The sequence below is a fragment of the Schleiferia thermophila genome, from assembly GCF_003337435.1.
Classification (GTDB): domain Bacteria; phylum Bacteroidota; class Bacteroidia; order Flavobacteriales; family Schleiferiaceae; genus Schleiferia; species Schleiferia thermophila.
The window spans coordinates 647,612-663,934 of sequence record NZ_QPJS01000001.1; the positions used below are offsets into that span (position 1 = coordinate 647,612).

13 protein-coding genes are annotated in these 16,323 nt (G+C 40.6%); 11 read left to right on the forward strand and 2 right to left on the reverse strand.

The window, feature by feature from the left end:
* Positions 1-44 precede the first annotated feature (44 nt).
* The 11 genes from DES35_RS02785 to hemL all read left to right on the forward strand — a co-directional run bounded on the left by DES35_RS02785 (position 45) and on the right by hemL (position 12,978).
* A complete protein-coding gene (locus DES35_RS02785) occupies positions 45-1,568 on the forward strand; it encodes a S41 family peptidase (protein ID WP_170125677.1) in 1,524 nt (507 codons plus the stop codon).
* 76 nt (positions 1,569-1,644) lie between these two features.
* On the forward strand, positions 1,645-1,995 hold the full coding sequence (gene trxA, locus DES35_RS02790; RefSeq protein ID WP_371851070.1) for a thioredoxin: 351 nt from the start codon (positions 1,645-1,647) through the stop codon (positions 1,993-1,995).
* Positions 1,996-2,037: 42 nt separating this feature from the next.
* Positions 2,038-2,985, forward strand: coding sequence for a DUF58 domain-containing protein (locus DES35_RS02795; protein ID WP_051889106.1), 948 nt, complete (start codon positions 2,038-2,040; stop codon positions 2,983-2,985).
* 125 nt (positions 2,986-3,110) lie between these two features.
* Complete coding sequence (locus DES35_RS02800) at positions 3,111-5,522, forward strand: exopolysaccharide transport family protein (protein ID WP_037355834.1); 2,412 nt, start codon at positions 3,111-3,113, stop codon at positions 5,520-5,522.
* Positions 5,519-6,334 (forward strand): 3'(2'),5'-bisphosphate nucleotidase CysQ family protein, encoded by an 816-nt coding sequence (locus tag DES35_RS02805; protein ID WP_037355837.1) that lies wholly within the window; start codon positions 5,519-5,521, stop codon positions 6,332-6,334. The genes DES35_RS02800 and DES35_RS02805 overlap by 4 nt, the downstream gene beginning before the upstream one ends.
* Positions 6,331-6,732, forward strand: coding sequence for a diacylglycerol kinase family protein (locus DES35_RS02810; protein ID WP_037355839.1), 402 nt, complete (start codon positions 6,331-6,333; stop codon positions 6,730-6,732). The genes DES35_RS02805 and DES35_RS02810 overlap by 4 nt, the downstream gene beginning before the upstream one ends.
* A 311-nt stretch (positions 6,733-7,043) precedes the next feature.
* Positions 7,044-8,891, forward strand: coding sequence for a DNA mismatch repair endonuclease MutL (gene mutL / locus DES35_RS02820; protein WP_037355843.1), 1,848 nt, complete (start codon positions 7,044-7,046; stop codon positions 8,889-8,891).
* Positions 8,892-8,905: 14 nt separating this feature from the next.
* Positions 8,906-9,664 (forward strand): rhomboid family intramembrane serine protease, encoded by a 759-nt coding sequence (locus tag DES35_RS02825; RefSeq protein WP_037355845.1) that lies wholly within the window; start codon positions 8,906-8,908, stop codon positions 9,662-9,664.
* Positions 9,665-9,717: 53 nt separating this feature from the next.
* Complete coding sequence (locus tag DES35_RS02830; protein WP_114365731.1) at positions 9,718-10,593, forward strand: rhomboid family intramembrane serine protease; 876 nt, start codon at positions 9,718-9,720, stop codon at positions 10,591-10,593.
* Positions 10,594-10,607: 14 nt separating this feature from the next.
* Entirely contained in the window at positions 10,608-11,711 is a 1,104-nt protein-coding gene (locus tag DES35_RS02835) for an endonuclease/exonuclease/phosphatase family protein (RefSeq protein WP_037355860.1), read from the forward strand.
* A complete protein-coding gene (gene hemL, locus DES35_RS02840; protein ID WP_037355863.1) occupies positions 11,680-12,978 on the forward strand; it encodes a glutamate-1-semialdehyde 2,1-aminomutase in 1,299 nt (432 codons plus the stop codon). Before DES35_RS02835 ends, hemL begins: the two co-directional genes overlap by 32 nt.
* Before the next feature lie 91 nt (positions 12,979-13,069).
* Here hemL and DES35_RS02845 read toward each other — a convergent pair whose 3' ends face one another.
* Together DES35_RS02845 and DES35_RS02850 are read right to left on the reverse strand one after the other, a co-directional pair.
* Positions 13,070-14,320, reverse strand: a complete 1,251-nt coding sequence (locus DES35_RS02845; protein WP_037356931.1) for an ABC transporter permease — start codon at positions 14,318-14,320, stop codon at positions 13,070-13,072.
* A 7-nt stretch (positions 14,321-14,327) separates the two neighbouring features.
* Positions 14,328-16,196, reverse strand: a complete 1,869-nt coding sequence (locus DES35_RS02850) for an alpha-amylase family protein (protein WP_037355866.1) — start codon at positions 16,194-16,196, stop codon at positions 14,328-14,330.
* Positions 16,197-16,323: the final 127 nt, after the last annotated feature.

Below are 16,323 nucleotides of genomic sequence, written 5' to 3' on the forward strand. Positions count from 1 at the left end.
TAAACAAATGCGAAAGAATACAGTTTCAATGATAAATTTACAATGTGAAAGATTCAAAGTTCACATACTGGCCAATTTACATTGCTGCAGCAGTGGCTTTTGGCATTCTTGCAGGTGTATATATCACTGAAAATAAGAGTCCCGCATCTTCAGAATTGAATGTTGGTCCTTTCTCTAAATTCAAAAGAGTTATATCATTAATCGAAAATCAATATGTAGAGAAAATCAATCTCGACTCATTGTTGGATTTAACTATTAATGATCTTCTTCACAGACTGGATCCTCACTCTACGTTTATTGACTCAGAGCATTCTCAGGAAGTGGAAGATGAAATATCCGGAAAATTTCTCGGACTTGGAATTGAATTTACTCTAATGCGTGACACGGCTGTAGTGCTTAGCATTCTTCCATCCTCTCCAGCCGAAGCATCCGGCTTGCAACCAGGTGATAAAATATTGGAGATCAATCAAATAAATATTTGTAAAGCGCCTTATTTCGGCGATTTATCCAAAGTAGTCGCCCTCATAAAGAAAAGCGAAAAAAAGAATATAAAAATCCATGTACTTAGATCCGGAAATAAATTAAATATTTCTGTACAAAGAGATTGGATTACTATGCCATCTGTGACTTCAGCCGTGTACTTGCCGGGAGGGGTAGCTTTGATTGCTATAGAAAAATTCACTGAAAATACTTACAGCCAGTTTTTAAGAGAAGCTAAGCGATTGAGGATTGATACAGCCATAGGCTTGATAATCGATTTAAGAGACAATCCTGGCGGACTTCTTTCAGAAGCTGTTAAAATCACCCGAGAATTCCTTTCGGCTAATGACACCATAGTCCTCATAGAAGACAGAAATAAAAAAATAAAAGCAGAAATAACTCCTTTTGACGGGCGCTACAGACATATTCCCCTTATTGTGCTGGTAAACGAAGGCTCAGCTTCAGCTTCCGAAATTTTGGCCGGTGCTATACAGGATAATTCCAGAGGTATGATAGCCGGTAGTCCGACTTTTGGCAAGGGTCTGGTGCAGGAAGAGAGCATATTACCCGATGGAGGAAGGGTGCGAATCACCACAGCCAGATATTACACACCTTCCGGGAGGTCACTACAAGCGCCTTATTTGCCTGAAATTCATGATGTAAAAACTAAGGAAATCAAATCGCATAAGGCAAAAAACGGCAACTTTCTTTTGGAAAAAGGAGGTATTCAACCAGATATTGAATTAAAAAATTTCACGAATACCACTTCCGTTTTTAACCGTGAATACCTGATCAATCCAAATGAACAGATGCTGGAATATGTACTGCACAACTTCAGTGACATTAAATCCAAAGGATTTGACATGTATTTGAAGCACTTTGATCCCACTTACGAAGAATCTTTAAAAATTTTGGGCCTAAATCCAAAAAATGCTTCATCTGCTACAGAAGAATTAAAAGAATACACAGTACTACATGTCAAAGCTTCCATTGCTTACATGGTATTTGGAGCACGCGCCGGACGTGAAGTCGTTGCATTAAACGACCCTTACATTGCAGCTGCTGCTAAAACCTTTTCAAAAAAGTAATTTTCATTACTCCTACCAGCATAGTTTTTGTCTATTTTTTTTCAATCAAATCTTACTCAAGACCGGACAGTCTGAATTGTACCTTTGCCAACAAAAAAGAACACAGATGGCTCTCGAATTGAACGAAACAAATTTTGAAGAGTTGGTATTGAAATCCGACAAACCTGTATTGGTAGATTTTTGGGCAGAATGGTGTGGCCCTTGCCGAGTGATAGCCCCCACTATTGAAGAATTGGCTAAAGATTATGAAGGTAAGGCAGTGGTAGGAAAACTCAACGTAGACAACAACATGTCCATAGCCTCCAAATTTGGTATACGAAATATTCCAACACTTCTGATATTCAAAAATGGGGAAGTAGTGGACAAGCACGTAGGTGTGGCTTCCAAAAATGTATTAGCCGACAAGTTAAACAAGCAATTAAATTAATACACTGCGCCGGTATAGCCGGCGTTTTTCATTTTTTGTCTCTTGAAACCTAAGGAAATACAACTTCCGGGCAGATTTGAGTTTGGTTCACTGGAGTGGATTTCACGTCAGCTGGCCAACGGATTTATGAGCGGGTACCACAGGAGCCCTTACCATGGATTTTCGGTAGAGTTTGCCGAGCATCGTCCATACTATCCCGGGGAGAGTATTCGATATGTCGATTGGAAAGTCTATGCCAGAACAGAAAAATTGCTTATTAAAAAATATGAAGAGGAGACCAACCTCAGATGTCGAATCCTGATAGACACAAGCTCATCGATGTACTATCCATTGGTCGAAGACGAGTATCTCTATCCGGCCAATCCCTCCAAAATTCAGTTTTCAATATTGGCAGCGGCCTCTTTGATCCACTTGTTTAAATCACAAAGAGATAGTTTTTCAATCACTTTTTTCGATGAAAAAGTTTATCAAGATACGACAGAAGGAACCAGTGCTTTGCATCTGCGCACCTGTTTTGATCTTTTGAAATCGGCTCTTTCCAGGCCAATCTCTCAAGCTGCTAAAACGACAAAACTGCCCGAGGTTCTTCACCAATTAGCCGAAACAGCTCCCAGGCATTCGTTGCTGATTTTGTTTAGCGATCTGATACTCAGTGACCAAACAGACTTCGATGAGCTGGTTAATGCTGTTAATCATTTAAAATTCAACAGAATAGACCTGCTCGTTTTTCATATAGTCCATCGAAAAACAGAGCTGGAATTTGATTTCGAAACAGATGCACCGCTTCTTTTAGTCGATTTGGAAAGTGGCAGAGAAATTAAAGTTTCTCCATTGGAAGCCAGAGAGATGTATCAGAAACAAATTCAGCGACAAATAAAAAAATTACATTCTTTTTGTATTGATGCAGGGATGGATATTCACTTGTCCGTGATTGAAAACGGGTACTACCAGGTTTTGTCCGAGTACCTCAAAAAGAGAAGTAAAAAATAAATACCACCATAGAAGAAAGAACCCATACCCTTCCTAAAAAAAAGAGATGAATTTCTCTTTCTACAAATTATAAAAGTAAGCTGTAGTGTATTTTGGTCGCAAAAAGTTGTTTAGCACGTAGGTAAATGTACCAAATAAAGGATTTTGAAGTAAGTAAGGAACAAGATATACCGGATGAGGAGGAGATTTCGTCCATTTCCATAAGCGAAGTAATAAAAAAACTCCTAAGATTTTGGAAAATCTTTGTGATTTCAGCTTTCATTGGTGGTGTCATTGGTTTGTTTTTTTATCTGAATACAACGCCAAAATATGAGACAAAAGCTATGCTTTTGCTCAACGTGGAGGACGATGGAAGCAGTGCATTCAAAAGTCTTCAGGAGCTGGTCAGAAGTTACAATCCCCGCTTGATGTATGAAAATGAGGTGGTGATAATGAAATCAAACAAATTAAGCTTAAGAACCATCAAATCTTATGATTATCACGTTGCTTATTTTGTTCCGGAGTTTATTAGGCGTAGAGAACTCTTTGGCAACTCACCCATACAGGTGGAATTAGATATAAATCACCCTCAACTGATCAATACAAATTTCATTATCCATGAAGTAAACCTCCGTAATAAAACCTTTAAACTGAAAATAAAAAACCCTTCAAATCTAATCATTGATTATTCAACGGATAAGATTAACGAAATAAAATCAGACGATGATGTCATTAAACATTTCAATACAAGAGAAAATCTATTCAGATTTGATGAATGGATAGTGTCCCCTTTGTTCAAGTTTAAAGTGCTTTTTAAAGGGGAAGAATTTCCATTTTCAGAGCTCTATTTTACCTTTAACAATCCCTATGAACTTGCAGAACAACTGCAAAAAAGTCTTACGTTTACTCCCACAGCCAAGGAAAGTTCTGGTTTGGATATCCTGATAAAATCCAATACACCTGAAAAGACAATTTTTCTTCTAAAGAGACATGTGGAAGAGTATGAGGCAATGGGTAAAGAAATCAAGAACGAAAACATTATTAAAACCCTTGATTTCATACGACAACAATTGAACTTGCTTCAAGATTCACTTAGCTATATTGAATCCAGAATAGAACGCGTTAAATCCAGTCAGATGCTTCTGGATTCCAAAAGTCAAGGTGCCCAATTGTTAAGCAAATTATTTGAATTGGACAAAAAAGATTTTGAGCTCCAAATGGCCGATAAATTTTTAAAATATCTCATTGCTACTTCTGACGTTTCTGATTATGGAATCAGTACCGTTCCACAGGCATCAGGTATCAATGATCCCATCATTTTATCACTAACTAATCAGCTGAATCAGCTCAAGTTACAACGGAGAAAACTTACCGACCTAAGTGACAACAATCCAATAGTTAAGCAGCTTAATGACCAAATCAAAAGTACACTTAGTTTGATAAAATCACATGCAGAAAATCTTCTTAAGGTAAATAGCGAAGCCATTTCTCAAAATAAGCGTAAAATAGAAGAAATTGAAACAAAACTTTCTCAAATTCCCGGTCTGGAAATAGGATTGATATCCATTGAACGCACTTATAAAGTCATTGAAAATATTTATAACTTTTTTCTTTACAAGAAATCTGAAATGGAGATCAGCTTAAACTTTAATAAATCAGGCATCCTGTTTATTGATTACGAAAATAGAGAACCTCAGAAAAAATCCCCCATCTTTATTGTGAATGTAGTTGGAGGTAGCATGGGAACGCTCTTTCTTGCTGTAGCCATCTTTATTGGTAGGATATTTACAAAAACCACAATTGATGAAGTAACCAATTACAACATTTTCACATATGTAAACTTTATAGCTCAAATACCCCATAATCATTACCATATTCCAAATGTAGTGTATCATCAGCCCCAATCCATAATCAGTGAATCGTTTAGAATCATTCGCTCCAAATTAAAGTTTTTTAAGCCTGCTGATCAGGATTCAACTCTTGTCGTAATAACCAGTTTTGTACCCGGGGAGGGCAAGAGCTTTTGCTCTTTGAATCTTGCCACATTGCTCGCTATGGGAGGTAAAAAGACACTTCTCATCGGCGCAGATATGCGGAAGCCAAAATTGTATGACGAACTTAAACTTACCAATGATGTGGGATTGAGCACTTTACTTTCCGGTGGTATTGAGTATCCATCTGCCATCCGGCAAACATTTATTGACAATTTGTATTTGCTCAGTGCCGGACCAGTGCCACCCAATCCCAGTGAGTTGATTATTACGGAAAAGTTTAATGAGCTTATGACTTTTGCAAAAGGCAATTTTGACTATATAGTAATTGATACACCTCCAATGATGGCAGTAAACGATGCATACGAAATTATGAATTACAGTGATGTAAATTTAATCATTGCCAGAAAAAATGTAACTCAACAGAGTTTTTTACAAAATTTAGAAAGAAAAATTAAGCAAAATCAGCTTAGAAATACAACAGTAGTTTTAAATGATTTTGATACCACCATTACGGCCTATGGATTAGGAACTCAGCTAAAAGGATATGGATACATTAAGGAATGAAATTTTTTGAATTCGAAATATCTTTAGCAATTTCAGCTGCTATCAACGCAGCTGAGAAAATTATGCAGATTTACAACAGTGCAGACTATGAGATACGGCAGAAAGATGACCAAACCCCCGTAACAGAAGCTGATCTCGTCTCTGATGAAATCATCCGTGAAGTGCTTTCAAAAACCGGAATTCCGGTGGTCAGTGAAGAAGGAATTTCCGAACTTGGGCATACGCACCCAAACGGTTTGTATTGGTTGGTTGATCCCTTAGATGGAACAAAAGAATTCATCCGAAAAAATGGTGAATTTTGCATAAATATCGCATTGCTTGAGCATCAAATTCCAATATCGGGAATTATAGCCATTCCTGCAAAACGCATATTGTATGCTGTATCTGAAAAAGGAAGGGTTTATAAAGCAGTCTTCCCAAACGGTTTTATTGACCACATGAACACCAATGAATTGAAAAGACCTGATTTAAATCCCGCTCAAAAAGATAAAGTTGTGCTGATGAGCCGATCCCATTTTCAGACCAGTAAACCGGATCCCGTACTCCACACACTGAAGAAAAGATTTACACTACACTTTGCCCAGGTGGGTTCTGCAATAAAATATACCTATTTAATTGAAGGCAAAGGTGATATTTACTACAGAAATGGTCATACTATGGAATGGGATACTGCTGCCGGCGATGCCCTTCTGAGGGCACTGGGCGGAGGAGTTTTCGACTTAAAGACGAATGAAAAACTTCAATATGGCAAAGATGGATTTCTCAACTCCGACTTTATTGCATCTTTGATGCCGATTGACCAACTGTTATGAAATTTAAGACCAAGAGATATATAGTAAAGAGAAAGCATGCATTTCAATTTGCATTCTATGGAATTCAAGAGCTGGTCAAAGAGTCACACTTTAGGATTCATGTATTGGCAGCTGGAATGGTTCTTATAATGGCCATTGTACTTAGAATCAATGTTTTGGAGTGGGTATTTTGTGTGCTTAGCATCGGGTTGGTGCTATTTTCCGAAGCAATGAATTCTGCCATCGAAACCATATGTGACCTTGTGATGCCTCAACGTCATCCTATGGTAAAACGGATAAAAGATATCGCTGCCGGAGCAGTTTTAATTTCTTCGGTTACAGCGGCCATGGTAGGTCTTATTATTTTTGTTCCGAAATTGTATCTTTGGGTTAGGGAATTTTTCTTGTTAGTCAAATGAGCAAATTTATTTTTTTCAGAACTGCTAAACCAAAAGGTTTCCATTACAAGCCATTGTATTATGATGCTTCAAAAGAAAGAATTGAAAAACTCAAAAGAGAATTGGAATCGGAATCACATTCAAGCTCAGAAGCCAGAGCACAAGAGTTTGGTATACGACTGAAAGAAAATCTTGAGAGAATCCGCAAAAACAAACCCAATAACCAATCAGGGCAAAATATCAGAATTTTTCTCATTTTACTGGGTTTATTATTTATTTTTTACATTTTGGTTAAGCCCATTTTGGGGACATCATAAGTGCAGAATTATTTGATGAACAATGTGATAAAATTGCTGCCCGATCACGTAGCCAATCAGATTGCGGCTGGTGAGGTAGTGCAGCGTCCGGCTTCGGTGGTCAAAGAGCTGCTGGAGAATTCGATAGATGCCGGAGCTAGTCAGATCACCCTGGTGATAGAAGACGCCGGTAAAAGCCTTATCCAAGTAATCGACAACGGATGTGGAATTCCGGAGCAAGACGTCAGACTTGCTTTCGAACGGCATGCCACTTCCAAAATCAGTACAGCCGAGGACCTATTTAAAATCCGCACGATGGGTTTCAGGGGCGAAGCACTTGCTTCAATAGCGGCAGTCAGCCAGGTAGATTGCATTTCAAAAACCAAAGATGACCAGGTTGCTACTCATTTGAGTCTGGAGGCCGGTAAAGTAGTACACCAAACGCATATCGCTGCCAACCAAGGTACTATTCTTTCCGTAAAAAATCTCTTTTACAACATTCCGGCCAGACGGAATTTTTTAAAATCGGCTCAAGTGGAGCAGAAGCACATTTATGAGGAATTTATAAAGATAGCTTTGGCTCATCCCGACAAGCGTCTTAAACTCATTAACAACGACACGGAAGTATTTCACCTGCTCCCCGGCAATCTAAAACAGAGAATTCACTCCCTTTTTGGCCAAAAAACAGCAGATAATTTGCTGGCTATCAATGAGGAAACCTCTTTTGTACAACTTGGGGGATATGTGACGACCCCCACTGTGGCAAAAAAAATCCGCGGAGAGCAATACTTTTTTATCAACAAAAGGTATGTGCGAAATACCTACCTGCATCATGCGATAATGACGGCTTATGAAGGATTAATTGGTCCGGAGCTGTTTCCGTCGTATTTCATATTTATCGAAATTGACCCATCGGAAATAGATGTCAATATTCATCCTACCAAGACGGAAGTTAAATTCAGGGATGAACGAACTGTATACCATCTGCTCAAATCAGCCGCTAAAAGAGCCTTGGGCATTAGTGCTGTGGGGCATGTACTGGATTTCGAGCAGGAAACATCCATTCAAGTGCCATTTGATGCTACCAAACCTCCGGTAGTGCCTACCATTCTGGTAAATGCTGATTTCAACCCCTTTAATCCTGAGACTTACAAATCACAGGGAAACACGGTAAAAGTTCCGACGATAGGCACTCCTAAAAATTGGGAAGAGCTGTATAAAATAGCTCAAAAGGTAGAGGCAAATACATCCTCCCCAGATGAGACTGACCCGCTTTTTGGGTATGATATTCCCACTCAGGTCATTTCCCTTTCAGAGGACCTGGTAACTGAGCTTTTTCAACTCTATAAGAAATACATTATGTATGTGCGTCTTGAACAGGCGTATCTCATTCATCAGCAGTATGCACACGAGCGAGTGCTCTATGAGAGCCTTAAAAAATCCATAAAAAACAGAACGGTTCTTTCACAACAGATGCTCATCCCTGTCAAACTGGAGTTTTCAGCTCGTGAAATGGATAGAATCCTCCACTTTAAAACACTGCTGAATTCTATAGGATTTGATTTTGAAGCGATTGGGAAAACAGAAATAGCCCTTTACGGACTACCAATTGAGTTAGAAGCTGCCCATGCTGAGGATATCATGCGAAGCCTTTCCCTTGATGAATCCGAATGGAATGGAGCAGAAGAGGTCCTCTATGATTTTCTTTGCCGGAAAATAGCCGCAGGCTCAGCCTATAAAAGCGGGCAAAAACTTACGCAAACACAAATGGCTCAGCTTGTTAAAAATTTGTTTAACCTGGAGAATCCGGCATCCGGCATTCGTGGAAAAAAAACATTTGCCCTTGTGCGGTTGTCTGATTTTGACAAATTGTTCAATTCATAACATAGCATATTTACATGTACTACAGACCAGTCCGATTCAACCTTCTTCCGGAAGTAATTAAAAACCTTTTGATTATCAATGGTATTTTCTTTTTCGCCACCTTTTCGTTTAAAAATACTTTTGGTTTAGACCTCAATGAGATATTGGGTTTGTATCTACCCGGCTCGCAGCAGTTCAGACCATATCAGTTGGTGACTCACATGTTTATGCACGGAAATTTCGGACACATTTTTTTTAATATGTTCGCCCTATGGATGTTTGGAACCAGTATTGAAAATTACTGGGGGGGAAAGAAGTTTTTGATATATTACTTTTTTACAGGTCTTGGAGCGGCTGTGCTGCATCTGGGTGTCAATTATTGGGAGATGATGAAACTGGAGAGCATTCTCAGAGCTTCGGGTTTCGATGATCTTTCGCTGGCCATGCTTCGCACTGGTGAAATTCATCAAGGCCTTTCCATAGCAGTGCCACGGGATATCTTGCAGCAATATTATCTGAAGTTTAATATACCCACTGTGGGTGCATCGGGTGCGGTATTCGGAGTCTTACTGGCATTTGGCATGATGTTCCCAAATCAATATATATTTATTTATTTTCTGTTTCCTATTAAGGCCAAGTATTTTGTGATGATATACGGGGCTTTGGAGCTGATCAATGGGCTTAGTAATGATCCATCGTCCAACATTGCTCATTTTGCCCACTTAGGAGGCATGTTGTTTGGATTTATTCTGATAAAATACTGGCAAAACAAAGAAGATCGATATTATTATTAAATTGAGTCATTTTATAACGGGCTTATTTGTTATTTTGTAAAGAAATTTAGCTTATGAGGTCGGAGCTGAAAAGATTGATAGAAGATGGAGATATGCTCACCAGACTGATAGTGGTCAATGTGCTTGTGTTTGTAGTGGTTCTTTTTATCAACATATTTCAATTTCTCTTTCAAAGCAATTTCGCTCATCGGATACTCTACTGGTTTACTTTGCCGGCGTTTTTACCCGATTTGGTTACCCGACCATGGACTTTGATTACCTATATGTTTCTTCACGAAGGTGTTTTTCATTTGATATTTAATCTTCTATGGTTGTATTTTGGAGGGCTTATTTTTCTGAATTTTTTTAGTGAGAAGCAGCTGTTGGGCACCTACATCTCAGGCGGACTGGCGGGAGGTGTTCTGTATATTATCTCTTACAATTTGTTCCCAGTATTCGAAACGGTTTTACCGGCGGCTACCAATAGAGGGGCTTCGGCTGCTGTAATGGCGATCATCATTGCTGCTGCCACATACGCGCCGGGATATCCGGTCAGGCTCTTTTTTGTACTGGAGGTAAAACTGTGGGTAGTAGCAGTCATTGCCGTTTTGTTTGATCTGGCGGGAATTGAGCGTTCAAATGCCGGTGGACACATCGCTCATCTTGGTGGAGCTATTTTTGGCTATTTGATGGCAAAATCATTTGACCGGGGGGTGGATATTACACATTGGATTTATGATTTTTCTGATTATTTACAAGTTCTTTTTGGTAAAAAAAAGAAATTGAGAAAAGTATATTCAAAGAAGGGATATACCAATGTGTATTCAAGGTACCAGCATATGTCGGACCAAGAGCGATTGGACCAAATACTCGATAAAATATCCATGTCCGGTTATGATAGTTTGAGCAAGGAAGAAAAAGAGTTTTTATTCAAAATAGGCAAACAGTAAAGCAGTATTTCTTATTGAAAAAGCTACTCAATCTCATCATCTATAGTGTTCATATTTCAGTAGTATTTGCTACTATTCTGTCAGGTTATTCTTATTTTATACCCCCTGATTTAGTCAAATATATTGGAATAGCCGGTTTGCTGTTTCCTGTGTTTCTCATTGTAAATGTTTTGTTGGGATTGTACTGGATATTACAGCTCAATTTAAGGGTGTTGCTCACCTTAGGATCCATCGCCCTCGTATTGCCACAGGCCAATACATTGTTTCAAAATTTTATTCGAAATGAAGAGGTTTTTACAGAAGAAAGCATTACTGTGACGACTTTCAATGTACGACTCTTTAACCACTGGCACTGGTTCGATGAGGATGTGAAAGAGATTATGCCAAAATTATTGGATTCACTCGGCTCTCAAATCGTTGGTATTCAAGAGTATTATCAGTCAGAAAACACTCCCAAATTCAATGATTTCAAATATCAGTTTATTGCTACATCTTTTAGAAACAAAAATTTTGGAATGGCGATCTTTTCAAAATTTCCAATTGCACAAAAACAGGTTGTTTATTTCCAATCAGAGGCTGCTGATGACCGGGATGGATTCATTTATGCCGATATTAAAACTCCATTGGGAATGGCACGAGTGGTTTGTGCACATCTGGTGTCGTTTAAACTCACTAATGAAGACCTGGAAATGGTCGAAAATCCATCGATAGAAAGTGATTCCGAGCAGCTTAAAGCCAACTATCTCTCTGTATTGCAAAAAATCAACCGGGCATTTGAAAAAAGGGCTCATCAGGTACGAGAGCTTAAGGAATTTATCATCGAGTCTCCACATCCAGTTATACTATTGGGCGATTTAAACGATACTCCTGTTTCCTACACCTACAAAGTGCTCAGCGGAAGATTGCAAGATACTTTTACTCAGGCGGGCACCGGTATTGGCCACACTTACAACCGCACTCGATATCCTTTCAGAATTGATTACATATTTCATAGTTCTGAATTCAAAACAATAAAACACATGGTAACAACCCGGCCAATGGTATCAGACCACTATCCGGTTACAGCAGTTTTAATCAGAAGTCAGTATGAAAGTAAAGTATTCCATTCGGACAAGTGAAATTCTGTTCGAAAGAGCTCAGGAGAGCATTCCCGGAGGAGTAAACTCTCCTGTACGTGCCTTTAAGAGTGTAGGGGGGACCCCGGTATTTTTCGAACGTGCAGAAGGGGCATATCTCTATGATGTGGATGGTAACCGATACATCGACCTGATCGCCTCCTGGGGGCCTATGATCTTGGGTCATTCACATCCTACCGTGGTAGAAGCGGTAGCCAGACAGGTGTCTGTGGCTACTTCATTTGGCGCTCCTACTCGTCTCGAAATTGAAATGGCCGAACTGATGAAAGAGATGGTCCCCGGTCTGGAGATGGTAAGGATGGTAAACAGTGGTACTGAAGCCTGCATGAGTGCGCTAAGGCTTGCCAGGGGCTACACTGGCAAAAACAAATTTATCAAATTCAACGGCTGCTACCATGGTCATGCGGATTCATTTCTGGTAAAAGCCGGAAGTGGTGTCGCAACTTTTGACATTCAAAACGTTCCTGGAGTGACCGGAGGTACAGCACAAGATACCCTGACAGCTCCGTACAACGACATTGAAGCGGTAAAAAGACTCATAGACCAAAATCCCGGTGATATAGCGGCCATCATCGTAGAGCCGGTCGCTGGAAATATGGGTTGTGTTCCACCCCAAAATGATTTTTTGAAAAAACTTCGAACATTGTGTGACCTGTATGGAATTATATTAATTTTTGACGAGGTGATGACGGGTTTCAGACTGGCGCCTGGTGGTGCCCAGCAGCGACTTGGTATTCAGGCTGATTTGGTCACCTTTGGAAAAGTAATTGGCGGTGGCTTGCCAGTCGGCGCTTTTGGCGGCAAGAGGGACATCATGAAAGCTATAGCACCTCTTGGAAATGTGTATCAGGCCGGCACTCTATCGGGCAATCCATTGGCAATGACTGCCGGATATGCGACGCTATCCATATTAAACCAACATTCTGAAATATACTCGGAACTCGACCATAAAACTGAATTGCTCGAGAAGAAACTATCTGAAGCACTTAGTGCCAATGGGTGGACCTTTGTTGCTAATAGACTGGGGAGTATGCTCTCTTTTCACTTTGATGTGGACCAGGTAACCAACTTTGAACAAGCTTCTAAGGCCAACTTAAATACTTTTAAGAAATTTTTCCATCACATGCTGAGCAGAGGAGTATATCTGCCACCATCCGCCTTTGAAAGTTACTTTCTGAGCAATGCTCTGAGCAATGCCGATATTGAATATATAGCTGATATGGCCTATGAATTCAAAAATATAGGATGAGTCGGTTTTTAATTTTACTTAACAGATAACATTCAAGAGCTGATGGTTCCGCTTTGTCCTTTTTAAGTCAAGAATTATAGCGCTGTGGTCTCTATTCATATCTGAGTGCTTCTACCGGATCGAGACTGGCAGCTTTGTTAGCAGGATAGTATCCTGCCAGTACACCTGTTACAAAACACAGCACAAATGCCAGCAGAATCCATTGCCAGGGTGCTGTGAAGGTTCCACCTATCAGGTAAGCTGTCAGATTGCCGATGGCAAGTCCAAGTAGGATGCCCGCGGCACCACCCATTTGTGTCAGCACAATGGCTTCTGTGAGGAATTGCTGGCGTATGGTGGCCTTTCTGGCTCCGAGGGCTTTGAGTATGCCAATTTCTCTGGTGCGTTCGGTTACGGACACCAGCATGATGTTGAGCAATGCAATGGCGGCTCCCAGCAAGGTAATGAGGCCAATTCCCGTAGCTGCAAGTGTTACATACCTGAGGTTGCTGATGAGAATTTGGGCAAATGAATCGCTTTTGATAATTTCGAAATTGTTGGGTTGGTCAGGTTTCAACTTTTTGATAGCCCGCATGATAGCTGTGACCTCACCAATCAGACCATCGAGCGCTTCGGCGGTGGGTGCCAACACGTTGACTGCGTAGGTACTGGAAGTTCTCTGGTAGTTAGCCCGTGCGTTGGTGAGCGGGATTATGGCCGAGCGGTCGCCCCCAAAGCCCGAAGAAGCTCCTTTGAGTTTTAAAACGCCGATTACTCTGTAGCGATTGGAACCTATATAAATAAATCGACCCAGCGGATTTTCTTCTTCTGAAAAAAGTAATTTTTGCACTTCATTTCCAATTATGACTTCATTACTTCCCCTGTGCATCTCTTGTTCGGTGAAATATCTTCCCATAGCCAATTCATAGCCTGCTGTGAGCAAATAGTCGCCTTCTGCTGCCCAGATAGCGATGTTGGGATTTGTTTTTTTTGAATTTCTTTTTAGTGTGGCGGTACCGGTGGCCAGATAAGAGACTGAGCTGCTGATGTCTTTTTCGCCGAGTTGAGCACTTAGTTTACGGGCTTGTATCAAAGTAATCGGGGGAAATACCTGTACGGGATTTCTCCTCCGGCCAATTTGGATGTTTAATGCCCTGTTTTGTACGGTAAATGTGGTGGCGCCCAATCTGCTGAATTGACCGCTGATCGTTTGCTCAATGGCTGAGGTAGAGGTTAAAATACCGACCAATGCAGTAATCCCGAAAGCGATTATCAGCATTGTGATTACAGATCTTAGTCGATGACTAAAAATGTTTTTAATCGACTGAACGAGATTTTCTCTGAAAACAATCCAGCTTTCCATCCTCTGATCAGAATTCAACTACTACACTTTGCCATGGCGCAAGATTTATTTCCACGAAGCCTTCTGATTTGCCAATATTTACAAGGTAAGCAGTGTGGCCTGAGAGGAGGTCACTTCCGGGATAGGTCCCCGGACTGAGCTGTAGTTTTTTTACTACCTGAGGAGATATTTTTATGTTTAGCTTTTTGGTTTTCGCTGAAAAATTACATGCGATCAGCAGTCGACTCATATTTTTTGAGCGGATGAAGGCATAGGTTTTTTCATCGTAGTTCTCCGTTTTTGCAGTTCTGTTGTGGAGGTGGAGGTCGTAGTGTGTTCCAGTGAGTGCAGGGTGGCTACGTGCTATGTTGAGCAAGGTTTTGTAGTAATTTCTAAGGATTTTTTCTGATTCGCTCAGAGCGCCACCGTCAAATTTACCACCGTTCATCCAGCGCTGGTGAGCTGGTACACCTATGTAATCAAAGATACTGGTCCTGGTGGGTTTTCCAAATCCGGGATCTTCAGCGGCTGGCTCGCCCACTTCTTGCCCGAAATATATCATTGTGGCGCCTTGGTCCACTGTAGCCGATACCACCATAGCTGGAAGCGCCTTGATAGGATCTCCGGCAAAGGCCGGACTTGCAATACGCTGCTCGTCATGATTTTCGAGAAAGTGCAGCAGGTGTCTCTGTATATCTGCATTCCGTGCTATTATGGAGGGAAGTGCATCGGTGCTGCCGCGACCTTCCACTATCGCTCTCAGGCTGTCGTACATCTCTACTTTGTCGTAGAGATAATCCATTTTTCCCAACATGATGTAATCGCGGTAAAGATTAGGGTTGTAAATTTCAGCCAGCAGAAAGGCGTCTGGTTTTTTGTTTTTAATGGCAGAATTTAAGTAACTCCAAAATTCTACTGGTACCATTTCTGCCATATCGTAACGAAATCCATCTACCCCAAAATCAATCCAAAACTCTGCAATTTGTCTGAATTTGACCCAGGTATCCGGTACGCGTTTATTTTTCCAAAATTCATAATGGGCGCGATAATCCTTTTGTCTGAATTTTTCAGGAAGAGAAGGAAAGTGTTTTTTGCCCTCCGGGTCCACTCCATAATTGAGCTTTACTGTTTCATACCAATCATAGAAATCCGGTTGTGGCGAACGGCTGCCGTTTCCGGTCCACTTTGCCGGATGTTCATCAAACAACCCATCGGCCAGTGGATGTGGCTCACCTCCAAGTGGTAGATATCCATCTTTCCACACCGGAACTTTAAAGGATTTACCTGGTATATAGTAAAAATTATTGTCTACATGAAATTCCACGCTGGTATCATCGGATTCTCCCAAATCTTTGATTCCCGGCGGTCGGCTGATGCTGTTGTACCTTCGGGCCACGTGATTGGGAACCAGATCCATAATGGCCTTTAACCCAACTCGGTGTGTGCGCTCAATCAGGGCTTTGTATTCTTGCAATCTCTGTGACACATCATTGGCCAGGTCGGGATTCACATTGTAATAATCTTTGACTGCATAGGGACTTCCCGCTCGTCCTTTTACTACATCGGGGTCATCTTCTGAAATTCCGTACTGAGTATAGTCTCCTACCAAGGCATGATGTGGTACCCCTGTATACCAGATATGAGTGGCACCGAGAGCTTTCAGTTCCATAAGAGCTTCCAGGGTGATATCGTCAAACTTTCCTACTCCGTTTTCCTCTTTTGTACCCCAGGGTTTATTTACCGCTGCCTTATTTCCAAATAATCTCACCATCATTTGATATACAACGGGCCTATCGGAAGACACTTCCTTTTGATTCATGTCGCCAGAAGTTTTTGGGTCCTTACAACCACTATACATAAGTGTAAAACCAAATATTCCCCATAAAATACGTTTCATCGGAATTGTATTATGCTGTTCCGGCTACGAAATAAGGGAAAATTAAAGATACTTTACTACTGCTTTTTTATTTTTACTGCAAAAGAAGGCCTGGTATAAATCGAAGTAAAAAGCATATTAAAAAATA

What these genes read in the sequence shown, in the direction of transcription:
- DES35_RS02800 (WP_037355834.1), top strand. Translation starts at nt 3,111, where the DNA reads ATGTACCAAATAAAGGATTTTGAAGTAAGTAAGGAACAAGATATACCG.
- DES35_RS02805 (WP_037355837.1), top strand. Translation starts at nt 5,519, where the DNA reads ATGAAATTTTTTGAATTCGAAATATCTTTAGCAATTTCAGCTGCTATC.
- DES35_RS02810 (WP_037355839.1), top strand. Translation starts at nt 6,331, where the DNA reads ATGAAATTTAAGACCAAGAGATATATAGTAAAGAGAAAGCATGCATTT.
- mutL (WP_037355843.1), top strand. Translation starts at nt 7,044, where the DNA reads ATGAACAATGTGATAAAATTGCTGCCCGATCACGTAGCCAATCAGATT.
- DES35_RS02825 (WP_037355845.1), top strand. Translation starts at nt 8,906, where the DNA reads ATGTACTACAGACCAGTCCGATTCAACCTTCTTCCGGAAGTAATTAAA.
- DES35_RS02830 (WP_114365731.1), top strand. Translation starts at nt 9,718, where the DNA reads ATGAGGTCGGAGCTGAAAAGATTGATAGAAGATGGAGATATGCTCACC.
- hemL (WP_037355863.1), top strand. Translation starts at nt 11,680, where the DNA reads ATGAAAGTAAAGTATTCCATTCGGACAAGTGAAATTCTGTTCGAAAGA.
- DES35_RS02845 (WP_037356931.1), bottom strand. Translation starts at nt 14,320, where the DNA reads ATGGAAAGCTGGATTGTTTTCAGAGAAAATCTCGTTCAGTCGATTAAA.
- DES35_RS02850 (WP_037355866.1), bottom strand. Translation starts at nt 16,196, where the DNA reads ATGAAACGTATTTTATGGGGAATATTTGGTTTTACACTTATGTATAGT.